The sequence below is a fragment of the Maribacter sp. MMG018 genome (genome assembly GCF_018100785.1).
Lineage (GTDB): Bacteria > Bacteroidota > Bacteroidia > Flavobacteriales > Flavobacteriaceae > Maribacter.
The window spans coordinates 1,767,690-1,786,500 of record NZ_JAGJEC010000001.1; the positions used below are offsets into that span (position 1 = coordinate 1,767,690).

The following is an 18,811-nucleotide window of genomic DNA, read 5'->3' on the forward strand; positions in this document are numbered from 1 at the left end:
TTGTTTTAGGGAATATGAACGGTTCCGGTAGAACCATTGGCCGATGTTGTTAGCTGAAATATTTTTGAGGGCTTAAGGCCTGCTTCTTTACGGTGGCTTACAAAAACGATAGCGGTATTTGATTCGTCCGCCATTTTATTGACAAGGGCAACTAGAATTTTAGCCGAATAATCGTCCATACCACTTGTAGGTTCGTCCAATATTAATAGTGGAGGGTGTTTTACCATGGCACGTACGGTCATAATCAATCTCTGTTCCCCTAAAGAAAGTTCATTGAACAGTACGTTGCGCCGCTCCCATAAGTTTAATAGAACAAGCCATTGTTTTATGATTCTTTTCTGTACTTCTGTAGGGGTGGTGTAAAGACCAATAGAGTCTGTTAAACCTGAAATTAGCATATTTTCTATAGAATGCCTGCCCGAGAACTTATCGGTCATTGCAGGCGAGAAATAGCCAATCTTATGTTTTATTTCCCAAACACTTTCGCCGGACCCTTTTTTGTTTCCGAACAAATAAATGTTTTGCCCAAAAGCTTTGGGATTGTCCCCGGTAATCATGGACAACAATGTTGTCTTGCCAGATCCATTTTTTCCAATAAGTTGCCAAAATTCCCCTTTGTTTATTTCCCAATCTATGTTTTTGATAATCGTTTTGTCTCCATAGGAGACAGTAACATCGGTGAACCTGATTAGGTTGTTACTTTCTGTAGAAATAGTGTCTATAGGGGGTGGTATGGTACCTTTGAATAAATTGGGGTCTATATTGTACTCTTCCGCTATTGGGTTGTTCAATACGGTAAAATTGCTTTTTTCTAATTTGCCATACTTGGTTATAAAGGGAAGCATGTCCGATTTTCTACTAGCAAGTTGTATGAAGCCAATATTCTTGGAATGGTCCGTTAAAAGGCGCTTAAGCTCTTCTTGAAAATCGGTATCTAGATTGTCAAACGGATTGTCAAGTATTATATAGTCGGGAGATGTCTTTAATATGTGTGAAAAGAGCGCTTTTTTTTGCTCTCCACTAGACATCGATTTTAATGATTGGCCCGAATCTGATAAAAGTCTGGTGCCATGGCGTTCCTCTTCATCTATAAACCGTTTTAACGCAATAGGTGAAAACAAGGCTCCTTTTAAGGTCTTATAATTTTTAAAATTTTCTAACTCGTTATTTTGCACAGCTTTAATGAACTGTGATTTGTTTGATCGATTGTCTATAAAAATGCCCCAATGCTCCATTTTTTAACGGTCTATTCTGTATATATGAACAGGATTATTTTTATAGGTGGTTGTTTTATCTATCTGCATACCTATTTTTAAGGCTACTTTTTGTGAAGGAAGATTATCTATATGGATAATGGATATTAAATGTGTGGCCCATTTCTTTTTAAAAGCAAGCTCCTTACATTTTTTTGCAGCTTCATAGGCATAACCACTTCTCCAATATTTGGGCAAAATGGAATAGCCTATTTCCAATTCTTCAGTGCCATCGACCTCTTGTACCAGTAGTCCGCACATACCTATTAGGGCTTGTGTTTTATTGTCTACCAAGGCGTTCATGGCCCCTTGGTCGTTGTTATATCTTTTAAAAATACCCTTAAACTGTTGTTCGCATGCTGTTTTCGGGTCTTTTGGTATGCCCGACCAGTATTGTGAGGAAGCCGTATTTTGGTGAAAGGGTAGCCAATCGGTATAGTCAAGAGGGGTAAATTTTCGAAATAATAACCTTTGGGTCCGCTCGCCTTCCAAAAGATACTTCATGATGCTATTTTCGTGTGTAATCGATTTTATCCCCGACCTTAATTTTCCATGTATCGGAAAGACCGGCATTGATTTCTAGCACGTATTGCACCGGTACCTGAGAAGAAATACCATCTTCGTTCAGCGGTTCCGCATTTTTATGGATACTTGCTATTTTTAGGTTTTCGTCTATATAAATTATGTCTAGCGGAAATTCCGTGTTTTTCATATAGAACGAATGCATGGCTACATCAGAAAAAATAAAAAGCATTCCTTGCTTGTTTTCCATTCCCTTTCTGTACATGAGGCCTGTTTGGGTTTCGTAGTCCGACTCTGCAATTTCGATATCTATTTTTGTTAACAACGAATCGGTTTCGGCCCTGTAAATGGTTAATTCTCCCTCTTTTGTAAAACTTACGGGCTCGGTCTTTATTACTTTTTTTTCTTCTTGTTTACATGAAGAAACAAGAGATGTGGTGCAAACTGCCGTTGCGATAAGGTAAAAATAATAGGTTCTCATAAAAGCCGGTGGTTAATTTTTCACGGGTCTGAACATTAGGAAAAGGCCAATTAATATGAACGGGATGCTTAACCATTGCCCCGTAGATAAAAGCCCTAAAGATTCTTCGAATCCACCTTGGCTCTTCTTAACAAATTCTACGAAGAAACGTATGGTCCAAAGCAATACCAAGAATACACCAAGTAAGTAGCCTAATTTATTCTTTTTGTCCGTTTTCCAGTATAGGTAATAGAGTAGGATAAATACGAAAATATAGCATACACCTTCATAAAGTTGGGCAGGATGCCTATATGGTATTTCGGCCAAATATTGTGAAAACTTAGGGTTGTTCTCAATGGCATCGTATGCAGCGTTCAATGTTTTTTCTTTTGTAATGGCCAAGGCTTTAGAGGGGTGTAGGTCATCGGAATCACGTATGAACCTTGTAGCGAAAATAAAAGACTCGTCTACTACTTTTCCGTTGATTTCTGAATTAAAAAAGTTGCCCAAACGAACACAGAATGCACCTATGGAAAAAGGGACCACCATACGGTCTAGAATCCATAACAGGTTAAATTCAGGATATTTTCTGGTATATAACCACATGCCAAGAATAACACCTATAGTGGCTCCATGACTGGCCAAACCGGTAAAACCGGTGAACTCATAACCGTCAACGAGCCCAAAAAGCAAGCTTCCGGTGTCACTTTCCCTTATAGGAAGTAGAATTTCTACCAAGTGATTTTTATAATATGGCCAATCGTAGAATATGACGTGTCCCAATCTGGCACCTAACATGGTTCCTAGAACGGTATGTATAAAAAGCGAATCTAATTGTTCTATTGACTTTTTTTCATTGACGAATATCTTTTTCATAAGATACCACCCCAATGCGAAAGCAATAATCCACAGTAAGTTGTAATATTTTATTTGAATGAAGCCAATATTGAATAGGGTTTCGTTGGGATTCCAAGTAATTCCTAAAAAGTGCATATTAATTATTTTGAGGAGCTAAGATACGCAAATACGATAGATTAAATTATACGAAATAGAACGCTATTACTACCATTTGTACAAATTATTACGGAACTGGGTCATAACCTTTTCCTCCCCACGGGTTACAGCTAAGAATTCTTTTTATGGCCAACCATCCGCCCTTGAACAGACCATGTTTTTTTAAGGCCTCTAAAGTGTACTGTGAACAGGTCGGGGAATATCTACATGTGGCTGGGGTATAGGGGGATATGACCAATTGATAAAATCTGACCAATAGAACAAAAGGGGCGATCAATATTTTTTTAAGGGAAAATTTCAAAGCAATTATTTGGGACACTAAGTTAGGGTAAAATATTGTGCTTTAAAACAAAAAACCCGTATGGTGACATACGGGTTTTAGGCAAATTAAATGTAACAACCAAAATTACACGCCGACCCTGATCGGTTCCAATTGCTTGGCCTCTTCAGGTGTATAAAGTCTTGATTTTACAATAAAACGTACACCGAGGGGAATTTCCAACGAAAAACTGGCCCCTCTACCAGGAGTTACATCAATTGTTAACTGGGTGTGTTTCCAGTATTCAAATTGATCTTGTGAAATGTAAAATTCACAACCTTCAATAGTGCCAAGCCAAATATCGTTGTCATCGATCATTAGTTCTCCTTTTTCAAAACACATAGGAGATGATCCATCGCAACATCCTCCACTCTGATGGAACATTAATTCCCCGTGTTCTTCTTTCAGGTCTCTAATGACTTCGGCCGCTTCATCGCTTACAAGTACTCTTTTTACTTTCATCTATGGTTTTTGATTAAAAGAATCCCATGGCTTTTTTATCGTAAGAGATAAGCATGTTTTTGGTCTGACGGTAGTGAGCAAGCATCATTTTGTGGTTTTCTCTACCGATACCGGATTTTTTATAACCTCCAAAGGGTGCATGGGCAGGGTATAAGTGGTAACAATTTACCCAAACTCTACCTGCCTTTATGGCTCTAGGTATGGTGTATGCCTGGTGATTGTCTCTTGTCCAGACACCGGCACCAAGACCGTAAAGGGTGTCATTGGCGATTTCTATAGCTTCGGCTTCGTCTTTGAAAGTAGTAACACAAAGTACCGGACCAAAGATCTCTTCTTGGAAAACACGCATTTTATTATTTCCCTTAAGAATGGTAGGTTGTATGTAATAACCTCCTTCTAAACCTTCGTTATATGCCTGGGCTCCACCGGTTAGTACTTCACATCCTTCTTCTTTTCCAATTTGTATATAGCTTAGTATTTTTTCGAATTGATCGCTTGAAGCTTGTGCGCCCATCATGGTATTAGGATCCAATGGGTGCCCCATTTTAATAGCTTTGGTTCTCTCTATGACCCTTTCTATAAAAGCATCAAAAATACTTTCTTGAACAAGCATACGAGAGGGGCACGTACATATTTCACCTTGATTAAGGGCGAACATATTGGCGCCTTCTATACATTTATCGAAAAACTCGTCGTCGGCATCCATGATACTCTCAAAAAATATGTTTGGCGATTTGCCTCCTAGTTCTAGGGTTACGGGAGTAATGTTTTTTGAGGCATATTGCATGATCAATTGCCCTGTTGTTGTTTCGCCTGTAAAGGCAACTTTGTTTATGCGTGGGCTAGAGGCCAAAGGTTTACCTGCTTCTGCACCAAAACCATTAACTATATTAAGAACACCTGCGGGCAGTATATTTTCTATAAGCTCCATTAAGACCAATATACTTACAGGGGTTTGTTCGGCTGGTTTTAAGACAACACAGTTACCTGCGGCCAAAGCCGGTGCCAATTTCCAAACGGCCATAAGAATAGGGAAGTTCCATGGTATTATCTGTCCTACCACGCCAAGTGGCTCGGTGATGTTCAAGGCGACGGTACTACTGTCCAATTCGCTTACAGAGCCTTCTTCAGCTCTAATAACACCTGCAAAGTAGCGAAAATGATCAACGGCCAATGGTAAGTCGGCCGCTCTGGTTTCTCTAATGGCCTTACCATTGTCCCATGTTTCCGCTCTGGCAAGTATCTCTAGGTTTTGTTCCATAACATCGGCAATCTTCAGTAATAGGTTGCTACGTTTTGTTGCCGATGAATTGTTCCATGAAGGTGCAGCTTTCCATGCGGCATCTATTGCTTTTTCAATATCTTCCGCTGTTGATCTTGGAATCTTTGTGAATACTTTACCGTCTACAGGAGAGGTGTTTTCAAAATATTCACCTTTTACGGGAGAGGTCCATTTGCCCCCAATAAAGTTCTCGTACTGGTTCTTAAATTGTGGTTTTTGTAGCACATCTTGTGCAACTGTTGCTGTATTGCTCATATCTAATTAAGGATTTAAAAGTTAAAATTCAGATTTGTAAACCAATATGTGATTTTTGGTTTTTCTAAAAGTACATTAGGGTATTTTGAATAAACTGAAGAATTCTATTAATAATGTGAACAATTCTATCATTACTTGTTATTATGGTTTTTTTAAGGGTATTTTTTTGTAAATTTCATAATCATTAAATAATTAAAGTTAGATAATGCTAAAGCTGTCAAATAGTTTTTTTAAAGAAAGAAGATTGGAGAATATGGTTGAAAATCAGACTTCTTTTACTTTAAAAAATGCCGCAATGCATGTTTTTGAGACCCATAAAGAGGCGGAACGGGTGCTTTTACAGTTTGATCAACCCGTCTTGACAAGTATGATAGAGGGTAAAAAGGTAATGCACCTAAGAGATTATGAATCTTTTGATTATCTGCCGGGCGAGTCATTGATATTGCCTGCGAACGAGACCATGTATATAGATTTTCCGGAGGCAAAATCGAAAAAACCTACACGTTGTTTGGCCATTGCTATTTCTGAAGAGAAGATCAAGAATGTATTGCAGTTTATGAACGAAAGTATGGCCAAGGACGATAAGAAGGAATGGAGCCTGATGGATTATAATTTTCATTTTGTCAACGATCAGGGTATTTATCAAATACTGCAACGGCTTCTTTTTTTGTTTTCGGAAAACCATCCTTCCAAAGATTTTTTTGTCGATAATATGTTGCGTGAACTGATCATTAGAATATTACAGACAAATGAGCGTAAGATTTATACAAATTCTCAAATGTCCATCAATAGAGACAATAGGTTATCGCATGTGATCAGGTATATAAGAGAGCATTTGTACGAGCCTTTACATGTAGATGACCTAAGTAAAATGGCATATATGAGTCCGTCTCATTTTTATAGGGTGTTTAAAACGGAGTTAGGTGTTTCTCCTATCGAGTTTATAAACAACGAACGAATTAAATTGGCCGTGGGCCTATTGCAGAACCCCGATCTGTCTATTAAAGATGTTTATATGCAATGTGGGTTTGAGAGTAGGTCTTATTTTAATAGGGTCTTTAAAAATAGGCAGCAACAGTCCCCTGGTGAATACCAGGCGAATATCAAGAAAATAAAATACCAGATATAATTATAGGCTATAGGTAGTTCCCTCTTTTCCGTCTTTTAACTGAATACCTAGATCGGCCAATTGGTCCCTTATTTTATCGGAGGTCGCAAAATCTTTATTTTCCCTAGCTTCTTTACGCAGCTCTATTAAGAGTTCTACCACACCACTTAGCTTTTCCGAATCAACATTGGCACTTTGTTTGTTTTCCAGACCAAGTATATCAAAAGTAAAATCGTGCATTGTTTGTATCAACAATTCCTTGTCGCTGGCGGTAATGGTTTCAGATCCTTCTTTTATTAGGTTGATGTGTTTTACGGCATCGAACAGTTTTGCAATAAGAATAGGCGTATTAAAGTCATCGTTCATCGCATCATAACATGACTGTTTCCATTCTTTTACATTAAAATCGGTAGCTTTTCCTTCTGGTAACGATTTAATGGAGCCAATGGCTTCCATAAGCTTGTTGAATCCTTTTTCCGAGGCTAACAGGGCATCGTTGCTAATATCTAAAATACTGGTGTAGTGCGCCTGCATCATAAAAAATCTCACCATAGATGGGGAAAAAGGCTTGCTTAGGATGTTGTTCTCACCTGAGAATATTTCTCCAGGGAGTATACTGTTACCTGTGGATTTTGCCATCTTTTTACCGTTTAAGGTAAGCATATTGGCATGCATCCAGTATCTAACGGGAGATTGGCCATTACAAGCTTCCGCTTGGGCAATCTCACATTCGTGGTGCGGAAATTTTAGATCCATACCACCACCATGTATATCAAATGTTTCGCCCAAGTATTTTGTACTCATGGCGGTACATTCTAGATGCCATCCCGGAAATCCGTCTCCCCATGGAGAGGGCCATCTCATAATATGTTGTGGTTCGGCTTTTTTCCAGAGCGCAAAATCTTGAGGACTTTTTTTGTCGTCCTGTGCGGCCAATTCGCGGGTGTTCGCGATCATGTCCTCTAACTTTCGGCCGCTAAGTTTACCATATTCATGGCTTTCGTTGAACTTGACAACATCAAAATATACAGAGCCATTTCTTTCATAGGCGAAACCTTTTTCAAGAATTTCTTTTATGATTTCTATTTGCTCTATAATATGGCCGGTCGCCGTAGGTTCTATACTGGGGGGTAGAAAATTGAATTTCTCTAAGATATTATGGAAGTCAACTGTATATCGCTGTACCACTTCCATAGGTTCTAATTGTTCTAAGCGTGCTTTTTTTGCAATCTTGTCTTCTCCTTCCTCTGCATCGTCCACCAAATGTCCGGCATCCGTTATGTTACGTACATAACGAACATTGTATCCTAAGTGTTTAAAATACCTGAAAATCATATCAAAGGACATGAAGGTTCGGCAATTGCCCAAATGAACATTGCTGTAGACGGTTGGTCCACAAACATACATTCCTATGTGCCCTTCGTTTAAAGGAACAAATACTTCTTTTTTACCGGTAAGTGAATTATGTATTTTGATAGTTTGCTGCTGGTACAGATGCATTGTTGTGGAAAGGATTAAAATTTGGTTTCCATGTTAATATATTCGAGGAACTCGTTTCTTACGCCTTCCTCTTTGAATTTTCCTCCATATTCGGCAGTAACGGTACTACTTTCTATATCTCGGATTCCCCTAGAGTTTACACAAAGATGTTTTGCATCTATAACACAGGCAACATCTTCCGTACCCAAGACCTCTTGTAGCTCACGAACAACTTGTATGGTAAGGCGTTCTTGAACTTGGGGTCTTTTTGCATAATAATCAACGATCCTGTTCATCTTTGAAAGACCTACCACAGAACCTTTTGAAATATAGGCCACATGTGCACGACCAACAATTGGTAATAAGTGATGTTCGCAGGTAGAATATAGGGTAATATTCTTTTCTACCAGCATTTCGCCATATTTGTACTTGTTGTCAAAAGTGGATGATTTTGGTTTTTTATCCGGATTTAATCCGCCAAAAATTTCTTTGACATACATTTTTGCTACCCTGTGCGGGGTTCCTTTTAAGCTATCATCGTCTAGGTCCATGCCGAGGGTCAAAAGAATGTCTCGAACACTATTTTCGATTCTTTCCATTTTCTCGTCATCACTAAGGATAAATGCATCCTTTCTTAACGGAGTTTCTTCAGATGAGGAAATGTGATCGTCTCCCATCTGTTCAAACTGTTCTTCCAATGTACCCTCTATTTTCATTTGAAATAAACTTTAACAAGGGGCAAAGATATACATTATATCGCACTTTATAATATTTCAAGGGTCTTACACAACATAAATTAGTGTTAAGGTCAAGTGGCCGTTATTTTTGTTTTTATTAATTATACGGCCTTATATGACACGTTTTAGTGTTGCTTTTTTAATTACATTCTTTTTTGGTCTTTATATCGCGGTTGCCCAAGTTTCCGCCGATTGTGCCAATGCTATCCCAATATGTAGCAATACCCCGATAAACGGGGGAACCAATGGGTATGGTGTAGATGATTTTAATGGGGCCTCTATATCTGGCTGTATAAAGCAGGGGTCAGGTACCATAGAGTCCAATTCTGCCTGGTATCGTTTTAAGACGGGCGAGAGTGGTGAATTGGGGATCAATATAGGCTTTGATGTTTCTGAGGATTGGGATTTTGCACTGTACAAAACCGATGGCTGTAATAATTTAGGGGAGCCCGTACGTTGTAATTATTTTGATAATTCGGATAATAACACGTATACCGGTTTCGGGGAAGACCCGACAGGTGTCGATAACTTTCAATATGATGATTACCTGCAAGTGTCGCCGGGTGAGGAGTATTATCTGTTCATCAATAATTACAGCAATAATAATTCGGGGTTTTCTATACAGTTTTCAGGTACTATTTTTGTCGAATTTCCGTATACCGCTTTAGATTGCTCTATAGTAGATAATTTGTTAGGGGCGCCAATGGCGGTGTGTGGGGGTGATTCTGTAGAGCTCAATGCTACAACAGCGGATGCCGTTGGTTACGAATGGTATATGGATACGGGTAGTGGCTATCAGCGTCTTCTTTCAGAAAACGGTCCAACGTTACAACCTATGGTTTCTGCAATGTATAGGGTAGTGGTTCTGGTACCGTCCGGTTTAAACCTTGTTAGCGATGTTCAGGTAGCTTTTTCTAAAATGCCCATTACCGAATCTGTGAGTGACGAATGGGTTTGTTTGGATGGTGATATTTTTGATTTGTCCGCCAAGGCCGAGGAGGCATTGGGGGGTCAAAGTCCAGATGATTACAGAATTAGTTTTCATAGAACTATGTTAGATGCCATAAACGGTATTGATCCTTTACCGAATAACTATGTGCCCAATTCCGCTTCACAGACAATTTATATTAGAACTACTTCCTTAGAAAATACAAACTGTTTTGATGCTTCCGAATCATTTACGATCTATGGGGTCGCAACTCCTGAGTTGCGTTTTCCTACCGAAATCTACATATGTGAAGATGTTCCTATGGCGACCATAGGGCAAGAAATTTCAAATAATGGGTATGATTATTCGTGGAGTACAGGGGAGACCTCTTCTCAAATAACCATTGATCAAGCAGGTGTTTATACCTTAACGGTCGTTAATGCACAAAGTGCTATCAGTTGTATGGCCGAGCGTTCGGTGACAGTGGTTTTTTCTAAACCTCCGGTTATTTCGAATGTAGAGATTAAATATGCGGATGATGATAATACCGTTACCATATTGACCGAAGAAAGTGGCTATTATGAATATCAACTGGACGATGGTACTCCCCAAGATCAACCGGTGTTCTATAATTTGTTTCCAGGAATACATACTGTGTCGGTTACGGATCTAAATGGTTGTGGTACCGATGTAGAGGAGTTGGTTATTGTTGGTTTCCCTAAGTTTTTTACCCCGAACGGAGATGGTGTGAATGATACATGGAAAGTTGGTGGACTTGCTGTTTTAGAGGATCCAGAGGTTACCATTTATGATAGGTACGGTAAATTATTGTATCAAATGAGGGGAGATGGCCCTGGTTGGGACGGTACATTTAATGGAGTGCCAATGCCGTCTGCCGATTATTGGTTCAAACTTTCGTATACCGATGCCGATGGTCTAACGAAAATAGCAAAGTATATCAATAGTCATTTCAGTATCAAGCGATAAGGGAAGAGTAGGTGTGTCGTTTGTCGATTAAGTGCATAAAAATCCGTTGTAAGATACTAAACTGACACTAATAAAGTTATTATATACGTTAAAGTATAAATAGCCCCACTTAATTATGCGAACACTTTTTTGTGTAACCTGCTGTATGTTCCTGTTTTTATGGGACGCTAATGCCCAGAATTCTCCGGATTGTAGAACCGCTATACCTGTTTGTGCCGATCAGCCTATTATGGGCTTGGCCGATGGGGGAGGGGATATTGAAGATTTTGATCCTGAGGTGATTACCCAGACAGGGTGTTTGGAGAAAGGTAGCATTAGTTCTGCCAATATAGAAAATAATACGGCATGGTATGTTTTTAGGGCGGGCACCGAGGGGCAGGTCGGCTTTGATATAGAGGCACTGCCGTCGGGGGGCAACAGCACGCCTACAGCTGAATGGGATTTTGCGGTTTATGGGCCCTATGACGAAACTAGTGGAGAAAATTTCTGCTCGATTATTGGGGACCCTACCTCAGAACCTATACGCTGTAATTATGAAGTAAACGATACCAATTTTACGGGAATAGGCGTAAATCCGGAAAGTGGACAAGAAGGCGCCCCTTTCTTGATTGGAAGCCAGAATACCTATGATGAATGGCTTTATGTACAACCGGGTGAAATCTATTATATCCTAATAAATAATTTCAATACTAATTTTGATGATGAGGCAGAACCTTTTATGTTGACCTTTACCGGTAGTTCTGTAGATGAGGATCAAAATTCTGCCTTGGACTGTTCTTTACGGGATGAGTTTTTAGGTTTTGATATTGCTGCTTGTGAGGGGGATCCCGATATTACCCTCAGTGCACTGAACTCACCTGTAGGTAATGATATTGCCAGTGTAGAGTGGACGGTAGATTATGACGATGATGGGGTTGTTGACGATACTTTAACGGGTTCTGGTCCTTTTGGAGCCGAACTGGTAGTGGCCAGCCCTAATTCGGGCAGGTATTTTGCGACCATTACTACAGGTCTTGGTTCTCCGCCGACCGTTGCCGATGAAGGGGGTATACTAATTACTTTTTATGGTGTTCCAGAATTAGATCCGGCCAACCCTGTTACGATTTTAGATACAAATCTATCGGTAGACCCTGATAGAAATGATATAGAATTTAATGTTTTGGGTAATGGGGATTATGAATATGCCATCAATGGCGGTACTTTTCAGGACGACCCTATATTTAGAAATGTGCCACCGGGTATAAATACGGTAATCATAAACGATAAAAACGGTTGTGGTACCACTGAGCCTATTGAGTTTTTGGTGGTTGCATATCCGAAGTTTTTTACGCCCAATGCAGATGGTGTTAATGATGAATGGAATATTAGAGGGATTGAAACGTTAACCGATCCTGTTGTTTATATTTTTGATCGCTACGGAAAGTTGCTGAAACAATTAGGAGCTGCAGAAGGTTGGGACGGCACCTATAACGGAAGACAAATGCCTTCTACGGATTATTGGTTCCGTTTTGAGTATCAAGAAGAAGAGGCGGGTGTGTTGGTGGCCAAAACGCGAAAGACACATTTTGCATTAAAGAGATAAAAAAAAGGGGCGTTGAACAACGCCCCTTTTTTTGCAATTCTTTTTTCTTTTAAAAGTTTATGGTGTAGCTAAGGGTAGCATTGGTATTTACCCTATTGATCATTGCCGGGGTGGTAATGCCGGTGTTGAACAAGCTTTCGTTTACATCTTGCTCGGTTCTATTGATGGCAAGATCCAATCTACTGCCTCCAAAATTAAAACCGACTCCTGTTGAGAATCCGTTCAGGTCATCAATGGTAGACCCGTTTGCATATGGGCTTTGTTCGAACATATAGCCACCTCTAAGGCTAAACATGCCAATTCTGTATTCACCTCCCAATCTAAAGGTAGAAACGGCGCTTAATTCACTGGATACTTGATCGTTTACGCTTTGAAAATTAACATCGTTTTTTGGGCGCAATTCGGCCTGTGAAAAATCTTGATAACCGTAATCAAAACTTAGAAGTCCGTTTTTGCCGAAAACAACGGCCAAACTTCCGGTCACTTTTGCCGGTGTTTTAATAGTATAGGTATCAAAAAGGTTTACAATATCAAAATTGATATAACCTATATCTTCATCCGCAAGATCCGAGTTGATCCTTTGAGAGAAATCATCTGTTAAACGATACCAGGTTGGTGATTGGTAACTTCCTCCCAAACGCACATATTGGTTTAGTTTGGCAATTGCTCCTATACTAAAAGAAAACCCATTTCCCTCTGAATGCAAATAATTATCAAAGGTAGTACGCTGTATTTCGGAACCAAGATCATAGCCGGTTTCGGTAAATTCGTCATACTGGTCGTAAACAATACTATGAAAATTTAAAGAAGCTCCTATATAAAGGTTGTCTCTATACTGTGAAGCGGCATTTAAAGTAAACTTACTATTGTACCCGGTAGTATTTCGTAAAAATTGTTGGTTTACATTAGTATAACTGGCGTTGCTTACATAATCTGTATTGCTATCCTCTGGGCTTAGAGGATCTATAATACCTCCATAATAGCCCAAGAAAGCTTGCTGGTCCCCAAAACCTTGGGTGGCTCCAATATCTAGATAGGCATTTTCTATATATTCACCTTGTTGTCTAAGAATAGCTCCAAAGGGCACTCCTTGGGCGAAATCAAGAAAATAATTATCTATACCCTGGTTACTGTTGCCCGAGACGTAAAATTCATCGTCAAAATTATCTATTACATCATAGTTAAAAGCAAGAGTAAATTTTTTCCAATCCGAATTATCATTGGTGTTTTTAAAAACAAAGGCCCCTCCAATTTGGTTGAAGTCAAGATCGTTTACAGTGGTATTATTGAGTCTGCCAAAATATGAGGCATCGTTGTCTCTGTGATAATTAGTGGCCGATATAGTAATTAGGCTGTTGTTGAAAACCGCGGATCCGGCAGGGTTTATATTAAGGGACGATAAGTCTCCTCCCAGCGCTCCAAAGGCACCTCCCATGCCCTGAAACCGAGCGGTCCCCTGAAGACTTTCCGTTCCATACCTGAGAATGTCGTTTATATTTTGGGCGTTGCCTATAAGACATAGGGATAACATGATGAAAGTGAAATATCTTTTCATTTGTCTTTTCTTTAATCTTTAATAAATTCTAGAATGATTAATTGCTTCGCCCACTCCTTCCAGAGGAAGAGGATCTTGAGCTACTACTTGAACTTCTTACACTGCCACTAGAGCCTCTTGAGCTACTCGAACTTCGTCCGGAACTATAGCTTCTGCTACTGCTAGAACTGCGTCCAGAACTGAAACTTCTACTGTTAGAACTGCGCCCAGAGCTTCTATAGGTGTTTCCGCTCTTGCTGCTTGAACTCCGGTATGTAGAGGTTCTTGGTATTACGGTTCTACTTGTTCTTCCGGTGGTGGTAGATCCACTTCTGTAAGAATTTGTTCTAGAAGAACTATTGTACTTAGGAGTTGTTCTTGTGCTTCTGCTTGTTCTATATGCCTTGTTCTGGTCAACTCCAACTGTTCTTCTGTAAGTTGTAGAGTTACTACGAGCTGTAGTAGAACGGGTGTTTGCAGAACTTCTGCCAGAAACGGTACGCGCGGTCGTACTTCTATATCGTGGCGAATTGCCTCTAGTTGATACATTGGACCTTCCTCTTAGGGCGGTTGCAATACCACTGTTATTAGAGGTTATGCGGTTATTATAATAACCACGGCGAGTTCGGTTATTTGAATAGACGTAGTTGCGAGCATAGTTACGGCCATAATAAGGGTAGCCCCATCCGTAGGATGGATACCAAATATTGCCATAGTATCCTACGTAACCATAATAGCCAGACCATCCCCAATTGCTCCATCGGTTCCATCTGTTCCATCTCCAAGGGTTGTTCCATCCCCATCCATAGCCATAGTATGGGGTGTTCCATCCCCATCCATAATATCCGCCCCAGTTGTTCCAACCGTTGTTGTAAATATTAACGCTTATATCGGTGGTGTTGTCTCCCCAACCCCCATAACCCTGATAATCGTTTTGGTTGTCGTAATAATCTGTCAATTGATCTTGGGGAATGCTGTCGTTTTGGTAATTACTGGAATAAGAGTCTACATCCGTAAAAATTTCGCTATCCAATATTTCGTCATATTGATTGGCTTTTTGACCAAAATATTCAGAATAGGTATTGGAGTCATCCTGTATTTGTGTATTGTTCTGTCCTTGTGGATTTTGTTCAACAATCTTCGTCGCGCCATCGGAATAAATACCGTCGTTATCGTAGTAGGAAACTGGTTGGTAAGAACCGCAAGAAACCACCAATAAGGCCATTGTGGCAACCACTGAAGGGTAAAAATACTTTTTGTGGGGTATAGAATATATCATCGGTCTAAAATTATATTGTTGAACATACTAAAAATAACTAGTTTTACCGAATTATTTTCTTTAATAAGCACAAGTTTTGTGCCAAACTCCGTACAATGGGTAAAAAATTAACGAAACGAAGCGAAGACTATTCTAAGTGGTATAACGAACTGGTGGTAAAGGCAGATTTAGCCGAGAACTCGGGTGTAAGAGGTTGCATGGTAATTAAACCTTATGGTTTTGCCATTTGGGAGAAGATGCAGGCCGGATTGGATAAAATGTTCAAGGAAACAGGGCATGAGAATGCTTACTTTCCTCTTTTTATACCTAAATCATATTTAAGTAAAGAGGCAAGTCATGTAGAGGGGTTTGCCAAAGAATGTGCTGTGGTGACCCACTATAGGTTAAAGAATGCAGAAGATGGTAGCGGAATAATCGTGGATCCCGAAGCAAAATTGGAAGAAGAGCTAATTGTAAGGCCTACCTCTGAAACCATTATTTGGGATACTTACAGAAAATGGGTACAATCGTATAGAGATTTACCTTTATTAATAAACCAATGGGCCAATGTTGTGCGTTGGGAAATGCGAACAAGGCTCTTTTTAAGAACCGCCGAATTCTTATGGCAAGAAGGGCATACCGCCCATGCTACGGAAAAAGAAGCCATAGCGGAGGCCGAACAAATGATGAACGTTTATGCCGATTTTGCCGAGAACCATATGGCCGTACCGGTAATTAAGGGAGTTAAAACTGAAAGTGAACGTTTTGCCGGAGCAGTGGAAACTTATTGTATAGAGGCATTGATGCAAGACGGAAAAGCCTTGCAGGCGGGTACGTCACATTTTTTAGGACAAAACTTTGCAAAGGCCTTTGATGTGAAATTTGCGAACAAAGAAGGGCAAAAAGAATATGTATGGGCAACCTCATGGGGTGTTTCTACTAGATTGATGGGGGCATTGGTAATGACCCATAGTGATGATAATGGTTTGGTGCTGCCTCCTAAATTGGCGCCGATACAGGTGGTAATAGTGCCTATTTATAAAGGATTGGAACAGTTAGACACCATCTCTGAAAAAGTTATGCCATTTGTAAAAGAGCTTAGAAAGAAAGGTATTTCTGTTAAATATGATGATAGAGATACCCATAAACCTGGTTTTAAGTTCAACGAGTACGAACTTAAGGGGGTGCCTATTAGATTGGCTATTGGAAAGAGGGATATGGAAAATGGCACTTTTGAAGTTGCCCGAAGAGATACCTTAGAGAAAACAATAGTACCAATGGATGAGGTTATCTCTAAAATAGAATTTTTGTTGGAAGATATTCAGAAGAATATCTATAAAAAAGCACTGGGTTATAGAAAAGAGCATATAACAGAAGTCGAGACCTACGATGAGTTTAAAAAAGTTTTAGAGGAAAAAGGAGGTTTTATTTCGGCACATTGGGATGGAACACCGGAAACGGAAGAGCTTATCAAACAAGAGACAAAGGCTACAATTAGGTGCATTCCGCTAGATTCTAAAGATGAGGAAGGTAAGTGTATCGTAACGGGAAAAAGCTCTTCAAAAAGGGTGCTTTTTGCCAAGGCGTATTAAAAGATTTCAAAAAAAAATAAATGGGTGTTGCGATAGTGAAAAATAATTGTATTTTTGCATCCGCAATTACGTAAAGTAATGGCCCGTTCGTCTAGGGGTTAGGACGCCAGGTTTTCATCCTGGTAACAGGGGTTCGATTCCCCTACGGGCTACTGGAATAAGGAATGTAGTATTCCGAATTGGTTTAATGGCCCGTTCGTCTAGGGGTTAGGACGCCAGGTTTTCATCCTGGTAACAGGGGTTCGATTCCCCTACGGGCTACTTGAGTAAATGGGTTAATAGGGCCCCATAAAAATATAATAAGTTAAAAGATGGCAAATCACAAGTCGGCATTAAAAAGAATTAGAAGAAACGAAGCGGTACGTTTACGTAACAGATATCAGCACAAAACTACACGTAACGCTATTAAAAAGTTGCGCGCAGAGGAGAACAAGAAGGATGCGGAGGCTCTTTTGCCAAGTGTTGTTAGTATGATCGATCGTTTGGCTAAAAGAAATATCATTCATAATAACAAAGCTGCAAACTTAAAAAGTAAGCTTTCTAAACACGTAGCTTCTTTATAGTCAGGTGTTATAAAATATAAAAAGCCTTCCTTTTATTAGGAAGGCTTTTTTTGTTGCTTCTTTTTTCTTCTGGTGGTTATGGAGGTAATTACCTAAATGCCATTCTTCTTCCTTTTAAAAAGCCGATTATGAAAAGAGTGTACATAATCACGATAAACACTTTTAATACTGATTTGAGATTATACTTTGCCCATATATCATAATTGGTGTACCCGATTACAAAAAGAATCGGGAAAACTAAATGAAAAATAAAAAGGGCAACGCTGACCCAGAACATGAGGTTGTACGCTTGGTAAAACTTATGGCCCTGACGAATCATATTTTTAAAATATAATACTATGCATAAAACCAAAAGCCAGGCACTGAGCGCTATGGCGTAAAAAAGATTTGTTTCTACTGGGTTTTGGAACAGTAGGCTGACCGCATATGCCAAAAAGGCGATTACGGCTCCTGTAACTATCCATTTTTTGTATTTTTTGTTATCTATAATAAACCAATATACCTGGAAGAAAAAACCAAAGAATATTATAGCATAAATGTTGTAAATAACTTCGTTTACATTGCTGTATTTTAAATTTTTAAAAAAAGAAATGTCGTCGTAGTTCCTGACTAGAAAACCTAAGACTTCATTAAAAAAGGTATATGTGATGATTATCGGAAAGTACTTGAGGGCCGTGTCATAATATTTTCTGTAAGTAGCAAGCGATATTATTAAAGTTATCGCATACCCGATCATGAAGTAGTTCTCCTTTATAAAAGTCCATGAAATCATATTGTAGATAATTAAAAGTCTGTTTTTGGAGGCGGACCACTCTGACCAAAATTAAGAGCAAGACTTTTAGAGGTTTGTAAGTTTGAATTTAATGAAAAACCGGCATAGGCTTTTTGTTTTTTGTTATGTGATGCTCCCAATCCTTCTTTAGAATCATCTTTCCAATCTCTTATCAATGCAGCTTTACCATCACCTGCGATATAAAATCCATAATTGGTTCCTTGCATTTCTAAGGTGGGGACTATAAATATGGAATTCTGTCTTTTGTGAATTACCTTTTTGCCGTTCGGAAATTTTTCTTGATCAGGGTAATTGGCGTAATACAGGCGTAATTTGGTAATTTTTTTAACCCCTGCCTTTTTAGCTTCTTGTTCTACGTAATCGATATATTGTTTAATCGTCTCATAGTCAAAATCCACATAACGCGACGGTTCGAATTTTTTTTCTGGTGCTCTTTCTTTGGTCTCGTATTGCACTATAGGGTTGACCCTATGTTTAGAATAGTTGTCGTAAATAACATTTGCTTCCTTTAGCGAGATAATGTTGCTAGGGGCTTCAACTTCGGGTGGAGCAGGGGAATCGTCATGGTGCTCTTTTTTTTGGGGTTGGTTACAGCTTGTAAGAAGTAGGACGGCTAGACTGATGCTTGCCGCTGTGGTCAAAGTAGATAATGATTTTTGCATTTTTCTTTGTTTTTTGATGGG

General features: G+C 39.3%; 18 protein-coding genes and 2 tRNA genes. 7 read left to right on the forward strand and 13 right to left on the reverse strand.

Annotated features, from left to right (window positions below; genetic code table 11):
• Positions 1-5 precede the first annotated feature (5 nt).
• The 7 genes from J8L85_RS07550 to J8L85_RS07580 all read right to left on the reverse strand — a co-directional run bounded on the left by J8L85_RS07550 (position 6) and on the right by J8L85_RS07580 (position 5,567).
• Positions 6-1,235, reverse strand: coding sequence for an ATP-binding cassette domain-containing protein (locus tag J8L85_RS07550; RefSeq protein ID WP_211016023.1), 1,230 nt, complete (start codon positions 1,233-1,235; stop codon positions 6-8).
• A 3-nt stretch (positions 1,236-1,238) separates the two neighbouring features.
• On the reverse strand, positions 1,239-1,757 hold the full coding sequence (locus J8L85_RS07555; RefSeq protein WP_211016025.1) for a GNAT family N-acetyltransferase: 519 nt from the start codon (positions 1,755-1,757) through the stop codon (positions 1,239-1,241).
• Between the two features lie 4 nt (positions 1,758-1,761).
• Complete coding sequence (locus tag J8L85_RS07560) at positions 1,762-2,256, reverse strand: DUF192 domain-containing protein (protein ID WP_211016027.1); 495 nt, start codon at positions 2,254-2,256, stop codon at positions 1,762-1,764.
• Between the two features lie 12 nt (positions 2,257-2,268).
• On the reverse strand, positions 2,269-3,228 hold the full coding sequence (gene lgt / locus J8L85_RS07565) for a prolipoprotein diacylglyceryl transferase (protein WP_211016029.1): 960 nt from the start codon (positions 3,226-3,228) through the stop codon (positions 2,269-2,271).
• 88 nt (positions 3,229-3,316) lie between these two features.
• The gene (gene yidD / locus J8L85_RS07570; RefSeq protein WP_211016346.1) at positions 3,317-3,556 is read right to left on the reverse strand and encodes a membrane protein insertion efficiency factor YidD; all 240 of its coding nucleotides are present in this window, start codon (positions 3,554-3,556) and stop codon (positions 3,317-3,319) included.
• A gap of 99 nt (positions 3,557-3,655) precedes the next feature.
• Positions 3,656-4,030, reverse strand: a complete 375-nt coding sequence (locus J8L85_RS07575; RefSeq protein WP_211016031.1) for a DUF779 domain-containing protein — start codon at positions 4,028-4,030, stop codon at positions 3,656-3,658.
• Positions 4,031-4,043: 13 nt separating this feature from the next.
• Positions 4,044-5,567, reverse strand: coding sequence for an aldehyde dehydrogenase family protein (locus J8L85_RS07580; RefSeq protein ID WP_211016032.1), 1,524 nt, complete (start codon positions 5,565-5,567; stop codon positions 4,044-4,046).
• A 205-nt stretch (positions 5,568-5,772) separates the two neighbouring features.
• On the opposite strand from J8L85_RS07580, the gene J8L85_RS07585 reads away from it, so the two are divergent.
• Complete coding sequence (locus J8L85_RS07585) at positions 5,773-6,696, forward strand: AraC family transcriptional regulator (RefSeq protein WP_211016033.1); 924 nt, start codon at positions 5,773-5,775, stop codon at positions 6,694-6,696.
• On the opposite strand, the gene cysS is transcribed toward J8L85_RS07585, so the two are convergent.
• On the reverse strand, positions 6,697-8,175 hold the full coding sequence (gene cysS, locus J8L85_RS07590) for a cysteine--tRNA ligase (RefSeq protein WP_211016034.1): 1,479 nt from the start codon (positions 8,173-8,175) through the stop codon (positions 6,697-6,699). It abuts the gene before it with no gap.
• 14 nt (positions 8,176-8,189) lie between these two features.
• Positions 8,190-8,870 carry a GTP cyclohydrolase I FolE gene (folE, locus tag J8L85_RS07595; protein ID WP_211016035.1) on the reverse strand — a complete coding sequence of 227 codons (681 nt, stop codon included), beginning with the start codon at positions 8,868-8,870 and terminating at the stop codon, positions 8,190-8,192.
• A gap of 136 nt (positions 8,871-9,006) precedes the next feature.
• Between folE and J8L85_RS07600 the strand changes: the two genes are divergently transcribed.
• Together J8L85_RS07600 and J8L85_RS07605 are read left to right on the forward strand one after the other, a co-directional pair.
• Positions 9,007-10,806 carry a T9SS type B sorting domain-containing protein gene (locus J8L85_RS07600; RefSeq protein WP_211016036.1) on the forward strand — a complete coding sequence of 600 codons (1,800 nt, stop codon included), beginning with the start codon at positions 9,007-9,009 and terminating at the stop codon, positions 10,804-10,806.
• Positions 10,807-10,951: 145 nt separating this feature from the next.
• Positions 10,952-12,388, forward strand: coding sequence for a T9SS type B sorting domain-containing protein (locus J8L85_RS07605; protein ID WP_247656577.1), 1,437 nt, complete (start codon positions 10,952-10,954; stop codon positions 12,386-12,388).
• Between the two features lie 49 nt (positions 12,389-12,437).
• Here J8L85_RS07605 and J8L85_RS07610 read toward each other — a convergent pair whose 3' ends face one another.
• Positions 12,438-13,943, reverse strand: coding sequence for an outer membrane protein transport protein (locus J8L85_RS07610; RefSeq protein WP_211016038.1), 1,506 nt, complete (start codon positions 13,941-13,943; stop codon positions 12,438-12,440).
• Positions 13,944-13,980: 37 nt separating this feature from the next.
• Complete coding sequence (locus J8L85_RS07615) at positions 13,981-15,201, reverse strand: hypothetical protein (RefSeq protein WP_211016040.1); 1,221 nt, start codon at positions 15,199-15,201, stop codon at positions 13,981-13,983.
• 95 nt (positions 15,202-15,296) lie between these two features.
• Between J8L85_RS07615 and proS the strand changes: the two genes are divergently transcribed.
• The 4 genes from proS (at position 15,297) to rpsT (ending at position 17,335) form a co-directional block, all read left to right on the forward strand.
• Positions 15,297-16,772, forward strand: coding sequence for a proline--tRNA ligase (gene proS / locus J8L85_RS07620; RefSeq protein WP_211016041.1), 1,476 nt, complete (start codon positions 15,297-15,299; stop codon positions 16,770-16,772).
• A gap of 80 nt (positions 16,773-16,852) precedes the next feature.
• Positions 16,853-16,924, forward strand: a tRNA-Glu gene (locus J8L85_RS07625).
• A 37-nt stretch (positions 16,925-16,961) separates the two neighbouring features.
• Positions 16,962-17,033, forward strand: a tRNA-Glu gene (locus J8L85_RS07630).
• 50 nt (positions 17,034-17,083) lie between these two features.
• A complete protein-coding gene (gene rpsT / locus J8L85_RS07635) occupies positions 17,084-17,335 on the forward strand; it encodes a 30S ribosomal protein S20 (RefSeq protein ID WP_211016042.1) in 252 nt (83 codons plus the stop codon).
• Positions 17,336-17,423: 88 nt separating this feature from the next.
• Here the strand turns inward: rpsT and J8L85_RS07640 are convergent, their stop codons facing one another.
• Both J8L85_RS07640 and J8L85_RS07645 read right to left on the reverse strand, forming a co-directional pair.
• Positions 17,424-18,107 (reverse strand): hypothetical protein, encoded by a 684-nt coding sequence (locus J8L85_RS07640; RefSeq protein ID WP_211016043.1) that lies wholly within the window; start codon positions 18,105-18,107, stop codon positions 17,424-17,426.
• An 11-nt stretch (positions 18,108-18,118) separates the two neighbouring features.
• Positions 18,119-18,790, reverse strand: a complete 672-nt coding sequence (locus tag J8L85_RS07645; protein ID WP_211016044.1) for a hypothetical protein — start codon at positions 18,788-18,790, stop codon at positions 18,119-18,121.
• Between the last annotated feature and the right edge of the window lie 21 nt (positions 18,791-18,811).